Origin of the sequence: Streptomyces sp. NPDC006265 (assembly GCF_040613555.1) — a bacterium.
Lineage (GTDB): Bacteria > Actinomycetota > Actinomycetes > Streptomycetales > Streptomycetaceae > Streptomyces.
Window position 1 is genome coordinate 1 of the sequence record NZ_JBEXSH010000198.1, and the last position, 11582, is coordinate 11582.

Below are 11582 nucleotides of genomic sequence, written 5' to 3' on the forward strand. Positions count from 1 at the left end.
GCATGGAAGTCGGCGGCGCCACCGAAGCCTCCCTCAAGGACCGCCTCACCCTCGCCGCCGAAGGCGTGGTCACCGTCGTGGCGATCGTCGACGCCGACACCGGCGCCCTGGCCGAGGCCCCCGACTTCCTGGCCCGCGGCTTCGTCCACGACGACACCACCTTCGAGCCCGTCATCCCCGTCATCGAGAAGACCCTGGCCACCGCGGCCCAGGAAGGCGTAGGCGACGCCCGCCAACTCGAACAACTCCTCGCCCGCGCCGTGGCGAACTGGGCCTTCCGCACCCACCGCCGCAGGCCACTGATCATCCCCGTCATCATCGACGCCTGAACCACGGCCCGGCGCCCGGCCCGCTACCGGTCACGGTCTCGCCGGCATCGCGGCCGGGCACGGGAGTCAGCAGCCACCCACCTGTACGCCGACTCCAGCGACGAGACCACCGTGTACGACCGGGGCAACTCCGTGCGCCGACACCGTAAAGCACCACCTCATCGACCAGAACAAGCAAGCAGCCGGCGCAAGCCCGGACGCTGTCAGGGTCAGCAGGTGGCCAGGGAGATGGCGACGTAGTGCGCGGTGAAGGCTGCCACGGTCAGGGCATGGAAGACCTCGTGGTAACCGAACCAGCAGGGTGAGAGGTCGGGCCGCTGCAGGGCGTAGACGACCGCGCCCGCGCTGTAGAGGAGACCGCCGACAACGATCAGGACGACTACGGCCGCTCCGCCGGTGTGCAGGAAGTCGGGCAGGTAGCGCACCGGTGCCCACCCCAGGGCCAGATAACACGGGGTGTACAGCCATCGCGGAGCTCCGACCCACAGGACTCGGAACACGATGCCGGCCAGTGCCCCGGTCCATACGATCCACAGCAGCATGGACCGCTGCTCCGGCCGAAGGAGGAGCACGGCCAGGGGGGTGCAGGTGCCGGCGGTGATCAGGAAGATGTTGGCGTGGTCGAGTCGTCGTAGAAGAGCCTCGCCCAGTGGTCCCCAGGTGCCTCGGTGGTAGACGGCGCTCGTTGCGAACAGCAGCCAGGCGGTGACCGAGTACACGGCGCAGGCCAGGACTGCTTGCGGAGTACGGGCCAGGCAGATGAGTACGACGCCCGCGATCAGTGCGGCGGGGACCATTCCGGCATGGAGCCAGCCACGCAATTTCGGCTTGATCGGTTCGGCCAGGTCGGCCGCCCGCTCCACCAGGGCGGAAACCGAGTGAGCCTTCTCCCCTGCATGTCCGCCTTGCGATCCGTCGGGTAGCCCACGGCTCTCTCCACGCCCTGAGGCGACGTGACCGTATTCGACTTCAGCGGCGTCGCGGGACACAGCTTCTCGTTCTCCCCTCGGGCGACTGGGCGTCACTGGCAGCAATGCGGCAATGCTAAAAGACCTCGCGCCGGCAGCAGCATGGGAGGTCGGTCCAGGGCCACAGGGCCATCGCCGGGCCCGGGCCGGCTCGCCACCGCGTGAACTCCAGCCCCGTTGGCCCTCCCGCCAATTGGGCCTGCCCAAGCCGAGTGGAACGGCCATGCTTCCTGCCTGCCCCCACCAAGGCGGGAGAAGGCTTCTGGTCGCACCTGTGGAGGTCGTCGGGCACCGCGTACCTGCTACCCGTCAACATGCAGGTTCAAGTGCTGCGTTCTCTGGAAGCAGAGGGAACCGCCCTGGCCGGGCAGATCCTCTCGGCCATCGATGAGATGACTCCGCGCCCCAGCACGTAGCGGCCGGGGAGGTGGTCGGTCAAGCCCTCGCCAAGTCCGACCATTTGCCTGACCTCAAGACACAGGTCATCGGCGAGTTGTGGCTCCGAGATCTCGAGCTCACCGCCTGGCGCGTTCTGCAGGCGGACCGCAGATGGGACGATCCGGATGGACGACAAGCTTTCCTCGCCGCCTGGACGGGCACCTGACCGTCTACTGCTCCAACTGCGCGAACCGAGGCGCAGGACATACGGCACCCGAACCGTACGACGCTCGAAGCAACTGAGGTCAAGAAGTTCGGCCGATGTCGCACTCGCCTCAACACATCAGGGGCCGCGCAGCAAAGGCTGCGCGGCCCCTGATCCTGTGTACGCCCGGCACGAGAGCAGGGGCTTCGCCCGGTGGGCGGCAAAGCCCGCACGGGTGGCGCTCCCCGGACGCAGTGTGCGCGATCCCCCGGGCAGGTCTGCGAGGTCAGACCAGGTTGATGTTCTCGGCCTGCGGGCCCTTCTGGCCCTGGGCGACGTCGAACGTCACAGCCTGACCCTCCTGGAGCTCACGAAAGCCCGAAGAGTTGATCGCGGAGTAGTGCGCGAAGACGTCCGGGCCGCCGCCCTCCTGGGCGATGAAGCCGAAGCCCTTCTCCGCGTTGAACCACTTCACAGTTCCCGTTGCCATGTCTGATGCCTTCCAGTCGATGAACGCCCCCACTCCATGTGGCAGGCGGAGGTGATCGCCCTGGTTCCTGCGGCACTGCACAGCAAAACGCCCACACCAAAAGGCACGGGCAGGGGGAATTCCGAACCACGACAGCTGACACAGAACGCTACACGCCCACACGCCGCGTCACCACAGGAAACGATCACACCGCACGGCAGACCATGCGTGCGGTGCCCGCCGACGCGGACGTCTCGTCTCACGCTGCTGCGGTCGGATTCGCTGATTCGGTGGCGCGGCGGTATTCCGCGTTGATGCGCTGGGCTTCCTCGAGTTGGTCTTCGAGGATGATGATGCGGCAGGCGGCCTCGATGGGGGTGCCGTGGTCGACGAGTTCCCGGGCGCGGGCGGCGATGCGCAGCTGGTAGCGGGAGTAGCGGCGGTGTCCGCCCGCGGAGCGCAGCGGGGTGATGAGGCGGGCTTCGCCGATGGCGCGCAGGAAGCCCTGTGTGGTGCCGAGCATCTCGGCGGCCCGGCCCATGGTGTAGGCGGGGTAGTCGTCGTCATCGAGACGGCCGAACGTGTCGTCTGCTGTCATTGCACCTCTCTGCGAAACGCGTGGAGGGGCCCTGGCGCCGTACTGGCACCAGGGCCCCGAAGGAACTACTACACCATCTGCCGGCCCTGATACTGCACCGGCCCTTTGCCTCCGCAGACCCGACCGAGACGCTCTCGGGGGCGCGGGGATCGCGGTTGCTCGACCGGAGACCACCTCACTATCGATGTCCTGCGGTACCCGGGTCCAAGACTTCCTCCCGGGCGATCCTGATGGCGCGGGGCTCCTCCGTTCTTCCCTCTTGATCAACTACTCACTAACGGAAACTGCGAACTACTGGTGGCCTCGAACAGAGCCACTCTTCGGCAGCCAGCCCCGTCGCCCGTCCTGCGTCTGCTCTGGCTTGGAACCCCACTGCCGAACCTCCCGGTGCGCGCGCCCGCAGCCGACGCCTTCACCGAGGTACAGCCACTCACTTCACTGCTGGGTACTGCGAACTTCACTTACTGGCACTGCAACTGCGGTGCTGCTCATGGCGGCCCCTGATCACTGCGGGCCACCCGGTCCGGCCGTCAGTCCCGTCGCCGTCCTGCGACCACTCTGGCTTCGGAACTCCACCACCGCACCGTCATGCCAACTGCAACTGCGTAATGCTTCCCGGCAGTTCATGTCTGCCGGGCCTTGCTCGATCTCGGCTACGAGGGAAACCATAACCACACCGCTGCCGAATGTCTACTCCGGCGGGGATAGATTTCCGCGCCCTCGAAGATGAGCTAGTCCGCCTCGACCGGTCTGCCTCGGCCGGCCCACAGATGGTTCAAGCAGCTCCCAGGCTCGGTCCGGCGCACTCAGTGGCCCCCGCCGCGCAGCACGGCCGGCTGAGCGTGACGTCGCCGACCGGGACTGACGTTTCCAGCCGTGACGCCCCGCAGGTCGGCCGTTGACGAGTGCGGCACGAGGCCGCGGGCCGCCCTCGACGATCCCGGGGTGGCGAACCCGCACGGCCCCAGGTGCCGTCATGTGTCGGCTGTGGTCCTCCGCCCCCTTCAGGCAAGCACTGGGGCTCTGCGGGTTGGCAGGTGGAGGGTGGGGCAGGGGGGTCGGGTAGCCAGGGCAGGGGCATGGACGCTTCAGAGATCAGGGTGACGCTGATGATCACGGTGATTGCCGGCGCCGCAGCCGACCGTGGCTCTGACGCGGCGGTCACGGTGGTCTTGGTCGTGTCCGAGCTCGTCACCGATGCCTGGCGCCACGGTGGGGGCCGCTGGACACTGGAACTGACTGCGCACCCCGACACCATCGAGGTCGGTGTTCACGATCCGAGTCGGTATGTGCCGCGTATGCTCTCCCTTGATCCGAACGGCGGTACCGGGGGCTTCGACTGGCCCGTGGTCACCGGCCTCGCCCACGCCACGCCCGTCACCAGCCGGCCCTCCGGCGGCAAGACCGTGAGCGCATCTACTTGCCCGGTAGCGTCACCGCTCAAGCAGCCGGATGGCCGGCCAACACGGTCCGCCTCATACCGTGCCTGACGAGTTGCTGGTTGACGTTGCCGCCCTGGTGGAGTCCGGCCGGCAACCAGATGTCCCTGGGACCTGTACGCCCTCGGCTGTGTGCTGCACGAACTGCTCTGCGGGCGGCTGCTGTTCAGCGGCGACAGCGAGTGGCAGCTGATGATGCAGCACGTCAACGCCGCCCCGACGCCGCTGCGTCGGTTGCGGGCCGACGTACCGGAGGCCCTGGAGGACCTCGTCCTGCACCTGCTACGCAAGGCGCCCGAGGCGCGCCCGGCCGACGTGCAGGAGGTGTACGAGCGGCTGCGGCCCTTCCTGCCGGTACCCGGCGCAGAGTCCGAACCCGAGGCGGCGGGCCTCGCCGGGGCACCCGACCCGACCGGCATCTTCCGCCGCCCCTACGCGCCCCGCTCGCGTGCCGCGCCCGCGGGCGCGCAGCGGAACACGCCCGGCACGGGGCCCGACGCGGTACCGGCGCCCGCGCTGCCACCCGCCCATCGTGACGAACTGCGGGAGCAGATCCGCGAGGTGTACGAGCACTGCGCAGCGCTGTGGGAGGAGGACCGCTTCTCGCAGGCGGCGGATGTGGTCGGGGAGATGGTCGAGTCGGCTGCCCGGGTGCTCGGCGCGGAGAGCAAGGCGGTCCTCGCTCTGCGCCGGCGCCGGGCGTTCAGCCGTCAGCTCGCGGGGGATCACCGTTCCGCGCTGCCGGAGTTCGAGGCTCTGGCGGACGCCTACGGCCGGGTCAGCGGGCCGAACAGCGAAGAGGCCCTGGACTGCCGTGCGCAGGCGGCACGCTGCCGTGGCGAACTCGGCCAGGTGACCGAGGCCCTGGCCGGGCTGCACGGCGTGCTCGACGCCGTACGCGCCGTCGACGGCGACGTGAGCGAGAACGCGGTGGAGTTGCGCCGCGACATCGGCATGCTGCTGCTCGCGCAGCAGCGGGCCTCCGCCGCCGTCGAGGTCCTGGAGCCGCTGCACGCTGACCTGTGTGTGGTGTACGGCCCTGACGACGAACTGACCGCCGAGGTCGCCGAGACACTGGCCGTGATCCGTCTGGATCTCGACGGCGAAGGCCCGGGTTCGTCCGGCTGACTCGGCCTTCGCCCGCACCGCTGCCCACCTGGACTTTAGGATCCCCGCATGCCTCAGCTCGCCTTCGACATCGGCTTCTTCGCCGAGCTGCCCAAGCTCCAGCCTCCGGTCCGGAAGGGGGTGATGGATGCCTGGGAGAAGTTCAGCCGGCTCACCCTCGATCAGCTCTTCAAGGACCCGGGGCTGAAACTGGAAAGCCTGGTGAAGGCGAAGGACAAGCAGATCCGGACGATCCGCATCGACCAGTTCTGGCGCGGCGTCGTGCTGGCGCCGCCCTCCGGTGACACCTTCGTCCTGCTGCGGGTGATGCCGCACGACAAGGCCATCGCCTGGGCACTGAAGCAGAAGTCCAGCATCAACGAGGTGACGCGGGCCGTCGAGATCCGGGACGCGGCGACCCTGGACGAGATCACGCCGGCGTACGAGCGGGTGGCTCAGTCCTCACCCAAGCCCCGGCTCTTCGCGAAGTTCACCGACGGTGACCTGAAGGCGCTCGGGATCGACGACGAGACGCTGCGGCAGGCCCGGTCGCTGGTCGACCAGGAGCAGCTGGACGTCTTCGCGCCGCTGCTGCCGCAGGACCAGCGGGAGGTACTGCAGTACCTCTCCGCGGGCTGCACGGTCGAGGAGGTCTGGCAGGACATCGTGGCCCCCGCCCTGCAGGCGTCCACGCAGCCGGTGGACACGGGCGACTACGAGACGGCGATCCACCACAGCCGGGCCCGGATCGCGCTGGTGTCGGCTCCCGAGGAGCTGCGGGACATCCTCGAGAAGCCCTTCGCGGCCTGGCGGGTGTTCCTGCACCCCTCGCAGCGGAAGGTGGCCTACCGCGCGTCGTACTCGGGTCCCGCGCAGGTCACGGGCGGTCCCGGCACCGGCAAGACCGTCGTCGCGCTGCACCGGGTGAAGCACCTGCTCGGCCACCTGCGCGAGGGCGACCGCATCCTCCTCACCACCTACACCAACGCGCTCGTCAACGCGCTCCGGGCGGGTCTGGAGTCCCTGGTGGACGCCCCGGAGCTGCGCGAGCGCGTGGACATCTCGACCGTCGACGGCTTCGCGAACCGGGTCGTCGCGGAGGCGCCGGGCGCGGTGCCGCTGCGGCCGCTGATGAACAACCAGGAGGTGAGCCGCTGGGGCAAGGCCGCCAAGGCGACGGGCTTCACCGGCAGCGCGCAGTTCCTCGCCCAGGAGTACCGGCATGTCGTCCTGGCGCAGGGCATCACCACCCTGGCCGAGTACGAGGCGGCGGACCGGCGGGGACGGGGCAGCCGGCTGACGGCCGCCGAGCGGCCGCTGGTGTGGGAGACGGTCGAGCGGTTCACGGCCGACCTCGCCGCGGACGGGGCTCGCACCTGGCTGCAGACGTGCGTGGAGGCGGCACGGCTGCTGGAGGAGAAGGGGCCGCCGTACCGGCATGTCGTGGTGGACGAGGCGCAGGACCTGCACCCGGCACAGTGGCGGCTGCTGCGTGCTGCCGCGCCGACCCGTCCGGACGATCTGTTCATCGCGGGCGACCCGCACCAGCGCATCTACGACTCGAAGGTGTCGCTGAAGTCGCTCGGCATCAAGGTGGCCGGCCGGTCGGTGAAGCTGCGCAAGAACTACCGCAGCACCCAGGAGATCCTGCGCTGGTCCACCGCCCTGCTGATCGGCCGCCCGATCGCCCAGCTGCAGGACGAGGGCCGCAACGACACCCTGCTCGGCTACCGCTCCGCCCTCCACGGCGACGGGCCCGCTGTGAGGGGCGCGGCGAGCGAGGAGGCTGAACTGGACGCGCTGGTCGACCAGGTGCGGGCGTGGATGGACGCTGGTGTCGGGGCCGGGGAGATCGGGGTGAGCGCCCGCTTCAAGAAGACGTGCGCGAGAGCCGTGGCTCGCCTGAAAGACGCCGGGATCCCCGCGGCCACCCTGCGCGCCGACACCGCCACCAAGGACGCCGCGCAGGTGCGAATCGGAACCATGCATTCGTTCAAGGGCCTGGAGTTCCGCTGCGTCGCGGTGATCGGAGTCAACGACGAGGCGCTGCCCTTTCCCAAGGCGGTCACACCATCCGAGGTGGATCCCAAGCAGCATGAGATGGACATGATGTCTGAGCGGTGCCTGCTCTTCGTGGCCTGCACACGGGCGCGGGACAGCCTCGCCGTGTCCTGGTCGGGCGCACCGAGCACGTTCCTGACCGAGGCGGGCGCCACTGCGGTCTGACCCCGCCGATGTCCACGCGCACACACGCGCACGAGCGGCTGCGCACATCCATCACTTTCGATTGACAGTGCTTTCATGGGCATGTTTGAGTACTCGTGTTTTCGGTGGTGTCTCAGGGGCATCGCCGGAAGCACCTGTCCCTCATGCCCGGGTGAATCCGAAGTGCCCTGGCGTCACTGCCTGTTCGACGCCTCGCTGCCCCGGGAGTGCCACACCGTCACTCCTCGGGAAGACCATGAAGATCAAGCACGTTCGCATCGAGAACTTCTGCTGTCTGCGCAGCCTCGACGTCTCTTTCGACTCGATCACCTCACTCATCGGCCCGACCGGTGTCGGCAAGTCCACCGTGTTGCGTGCGCTGGACTGGTTCTTCAACGGTGAGAAGGGCGGCATCCTCAGCGAGGAGGACGTGCACTCCGCGGCGGCGGCGAAGCGGATCCGCGTGGAGGTCGAGTTCGACGGCCTCACCGCTTCCGACCGGTCCGCGCTCGGCCACTACGCGCCCGACGGACTGGAGACCCTGAGCATCTGGCGTACCTGGGAGAACGGAGAGGACCGGATCACGGGCAAGGCCCTGGCCTATCCGCCCTTCGAGCGGATCCGGGAGGGCGCCGGCAACCGGGAGAAGACGGCCGCGTACAAGGCTTTACGTGACCAGGACCCCGGACTCGGCCTGCCCGCCGTGCGCAGTTGGGACGCCGCCGAAGCGGAGATGCGGTCCTGGGAGGCCAGGAACCGGGACCGGCTCGCCGAGGCCGAGGTGGAAGGCACGCACTTCTTCGGCTTCGCCGGCCAGGGACTGCTCGGCAAGCTGATCGACTTCGTCTTCATCTCGGCCGATCTGCGGGCCTACGAGGAGACCGACGACAACAAGGCGTCCGTGGTGGGGCGGATCCTCGAGCACGCGGTCGACCGCTCGGAGGCGGAAGCCCAGTTCACTGCCATCGACGAGGACGCCCAGGCGGCCCGCGAGAAGGTACACAAGGAGATCTACGAGCCGGTGCTCACGAGGCTGTCCGGCGCCCTGTCCGCAGAGGTCGGCCGGTTCACCACCGGTCGGGACGTCGTCGTCACCCCGACTGCCCAGGTGCCCAAGCGGACCAGGACCGCGTTCGCGGTCAACATCCGTGACGGAGCGGCTCTGACACCGGTCCGCCGCCAGGGGCACGGATTCCAGCGTGCGCTGATCATCGCGGCGCTGAGGTACCTCTCGGAGTGCCGCCGCCCCGAGAACGGCACGCGTTCCCTGTGCTTGGCCATCGAGGAGCCCGAGCTCTTCCAGCACCCGGCGCAGACACGGGTGTTCGCGCAGGTGCTGCGGAGCCTGGTCGCATCGGCCGAGGACCAGACGCAGGTGATGTACGCGACGCACAGCCCCGTGTTCATCGACCCGAGCGACTACCAGCAGGTCCGCAGGTTGTACCGGGTCGGCGGCGGCGAACACCCGGAGGTGCGTCTGCGCGCCCTCACCGAAACGAAGCTGCGGCAGACCCTCGACGGCCATGTACCGGAGAAGTCCATCGCCCGCCGTGGGGCCACGAGGTACGTCAAGGAGCTTGCCGAGGCGCTGTTCGCCGACATCGCCGTCCTGGTCGAGGGCGCCACGGACGAGAGCGTCCTCCTGGCCTTCGCAGAGCGGCAGGGCTTCAGCCTCGGCGCTGAAGGCATCTGCGTCGTGAACGCCGAGGGCAAGGGCAACATGATCCTCTGCCACGCCGTCCTCACCGGCTTCGGCGTACGCTGCCACCTCGTCTTCGACGCGGACACCGGGCCCCGGAAGGTAGCCGACGCCCACACTGAGAAGAAGGCCGCGGCCCTTCGGGAATCGGTCGCCAAGAACACGAAGATCCTCCGCTACTTGGGAATGACCGCCGAAGCCAGCCCCGCGAGCGTGAGTGAGGCGACCCACACCCTCTTCGAGGACGACCTCGACACCTACCTCAGGGACGACTGGCCCGCTTGGAACACCCGCCGCCAGGAACTGATCGCGCAGGGCGATGGGTATGCGGACGGCAAGCACGGACCGACGTATGCCGAGGCGGCACGCACCGCCGACGGTGAACCGAAGCTGCTGCACGCGCTGCTGGAGAACGTGAGGTCCCTGGTCCCTGGTAGGGCGGCCGGTATCCCGCGCCTGACCCGTTGATGAGATTCATGACGTTCTTGCCGGACGCCGACCGTAGGCTGTGCCGGAGGAAAAGGGGGAGACGATGACTGACGACCGCAAGGGAACCGTTCCAGTGTGGATGCTGGCGACCGGGGACGTCCGGGTGCCCGCAGTAACCGGAGACGGGCCGATGACGGCTGAGCGCCTGGCTGAACTGCGCGGTGTCCTGGCCGTCCTGGCCGAGGAGCCGATCGCCACGCTCGAGGCGCACCCGCTGCCCGAACAGTTCGACCGCGGCCGGGGAATTCCGTTGGACGCCGCGAGTCCCTTGGCGCAGCACCTGTCGCAGCTCATCACGCAATCGGCGCGGGGCTCCTCAGCCTCGGCCACGACGACGGCGGCCGGCGAAGGCCTGTACCGCATGGTGATTCCGGCCAAGGTCGCCGCCCAGTTCGGTCAGGGCATCCTTCGCCCGATGACGGCGAAGGGGGCGGCCGGTTGCATCCGCGGCCCGCTGGTGGACTCGGCGGGGAAGATCGCCGGCGCCGCGACGTTCGTGCCGGCCGGTCAAGCGGCGGCAGCGGGCGCGGTGGGTGGAGCCGGTGCGACGGCCGGTGTGGCGGTCGGCGGCAGTGCCATGCTCACCGTGGCCGCGCCGCTCGTCCTCATGGCCGTCGCGGTGGGAGTGAGTGCACAGGCCGACAGCAGACGTCAGCAGGCCATCGAGCACATCACGGAGCTGCTGGAACAGTTGCACGAGCAGAAGCTCATGGACGAGCACAGCGAACTCGACGGCTGCCGCGACGCCATCGACAAGGCCACCGCCATCCTGCTCGACCAGGGCAGGCCCGGCGTCTCGCTGGGCCTGGACTCTGCAGTGCACGCCATCAACTCTGCGCTCGGCGCCGCCGACCGCCGCCTTGCCCAATGGCAGAGCGCGCTCGACAAGCTCCCCGAGGGCAAGGCCGTCGAGCTGGGCACGCTCACCAAGTCGTTTCCCGGCATCGACGATCACGGGGGCATCTTCCGCGCGCACCTCGAGCTCGCCACACTGGCCATCTCGTTGAAGCGGCGGGTCGTCGTCCTGCAGGCCGTCGAGCACGCTCAGAGCGACCCGGGCAACCTGTTCGAGAACTTCACTCGCGCCCTCAAGCGCGACCAGCACCGCCTTGACGCACTGGAGGCGAGCATCGCCGGCGTCCTGGTCCGCCTGTCGGGGCTGGAACTGGCCCGTACGAACGGATTGCGGCCCGTCTTCACAACGGCTGAAGTCGATCGCCTGATGCGGGCGGCACACCGGATTCACCAGCTGGGCGACGGCGTCGTGGTCGACAGCCGCGCGACAGACGTGGCGATCGAGATCGCCCGCGACGACGACGGCTCGGTGGTCGTGTTCCCCGCGCTGCCCGCGTCGGCGTAGGCACGCTCGCGCCCACCGGTCGGGGAGCTGGAGGGTGACGCCCCGGGTCCGTGGGAGTCCGCTGTGATCGCGTCACCCGGGTAGTGCGTGGCAGGTGGTCGGCTCACATGGTGCCGACCACCTGCGGGCCGTCCGGCGTGTGCGTCACACCGGCAGCGCGTGCAGCTTGCGGCCGTGCGGGGCGAAGACGCGCTCGCCGCCGGTGGCATGTCGCTGGGCCACAGCGAGCAACGCCAGTGCGTCATCAACCACACGGGGTCGCCGACGCCGCGAACGTCCACCGTGCCGTCGACGGTCGTGTCCTACCCGTGGGAGCGTGGCCTGCCCTTCCTTCCC

The 11582-nt window shown here is 69.0% G+C and carries 7 protein-coding genes and 2 pseudogenes; 6 read left to right on the top strand and 3 right to left on the bottom strand.

Annotation, left to right across the window (positions count from 1 at the left end; genetic code table 11):
- Positions 1-329 (top strand): annotated as a pseudogene (locus ABZ281_RS18045) (RNase J family beta-CASP ribonuclease); the annotation flags it as partial.
- A 209-nt stretch (positions 330-538) separates the two neighbouring features.
- Here ABZ281_RS18045 and ABZ281_RS18050 read toward each other — a convergent pair.
- The 3 genes from ABZ281_RS18050 to ABZ281_RS18060 all read right to left on the bottom strand — a co-directional run bounded on the left by ABZ281_RS18050 (position 539) and on the right by ABZ281_RS18060 (position 2947).
- A complete protein-coding gene (locus tag ABZ281_RS18050; protein ID WP_356656578.1) occupies positions 539-1192 on the bottom strand; it encodes a hemolysin III family protein in 654 nt (217 codons plus the stop codon).
- Between the two features lie 974 nt (positions 1193-2166).
- Positions 2167-2370, bottom strand: coding sequence for a cold-shock protein (locus ABZ281_RS18055; RefSeq protein ID WP_356656580.1), 204 nt, complete (start codon positions 2368-2370; stop codon positions 2167-2169).
- Positions 2371-2608: 238 nt separating this feature from the next.
- Positions 2609-2947, bottom strand: coding sequence for a MerR family transcriptional regulator (locus ABZ281_RS18060; protein ID WP_356656582.1), 339 nt, complete (start codon positions 2945-2947; stop codon positions 2609-2611).
- 1109 nt (positions 2948-4056) lie between these two features.
- Between ABZ281_RS18060 and ABZ281_RS18065 the strand changes: the two genes are divergently transcribed.
- The 5 genes and pseudogenes from ABZ281_RS18065 (at position 4057) to ABZ281_RS18085 (ending at position 11246) form a co-directional block, all read left to right on the top strand.
- The gene (locus ABZ281_RS18065) at positions 4057-4437 is read left to right on the top strand and encodes an ATP-binding protein (RefSeq protein ID WP_356656590.1); all 381 of its coding nucleotides are present in this window, start codon (positions 4057-4059) and stop codon (positions 4435-4437) included.
- Between the two features lie 60 nt (positions 4438-4497).
- A pseudogene (locus ABZ281_RS18070) lies at positions 4498-5514 on the top strand (serine/threonine protein kinase); the annotation flags it as partial.
- A 48-nt stretch (positions 5515-5562) separates the two neighbouring features.
- Positions 5563-7719, top strand: coding sequence for a UvrD-helicase domain-containing protein (locus ABZ281_RS18075; RefSeq protein WP_356656584.1), 2157 nt, complete (start codon positions 5563-5565; stop codon positions 7717-7719).
- Positions 7720-7954: 235 nt separating this feature from the next.
- A complete protein-coding gene (locus ABZ281_RS18080; RefSeq protein ID WP_356656586.1) occupies positions 7955-9865 on the top strand; it encodes an AAA family ATPase in 1911 nt (636 codons plus the stop codon).
- A gap of 64 nt (positions 9866-9929) precedes the next feature.
- A complete protein-coding gene (locus tag ABZ281_RS18085; protein ID WP_356656588.1) occupies positions 9930-11246 on the top strand; it encodes a hypothetical protein in 1317 nt (438 codons plus the stop codon).
- Positions 11247-11582 lie beyond the last annotated feature (336 nt).

Excerpts from the sequence above, each read along its gene's own strand:
- ABZ281_RS18055 (WP_356656580.1), bottom strand. The coding sequence starts at position 2,370 with ATGGCAACGGGAACTGTGAAGTGGTTCAACGCGGAGAAGGGCTTCGGC.
- ABZ281_RS18060 (WP_356656582.1), bottom strand. The coding sequence starts at position 2,947 with ATGACAGCAGACGACACGTTCGGCCGTCTCGATGACGACGACTACCCC.
- ABZ281_RS18065 (WP_356656590.1), top strand. The coding sequence starts at position 4,057 with ATGATCACGGTGATTGCCGGCGCCGCAGCCGACCGTGGCTCTGACGCG.
- ABZ281_RS18075 (WP_356656584.1), top strand. The coding sequence starts at position 5,563 with ATGCCTCAGCTCGCCTTCGACATCGGCTTCTTCGCCGAGCTGCCCAAG.
- ABZ281_RS18080 (WP_356656586.1), top strand. The coding sequence starts at position 7,955 with ATGAAGATCAAGCACGTTCGCATCGAGAACTTCTGCTGTCTGCGCAGC.
- ABZ281_RS18085 (WP_356656588.1), top strand. The coding sequence starts at position 9,930 with ATGACTGACGACCGCAAGGGAACCGTTCCAGTGTGGATGCTGGCGACC.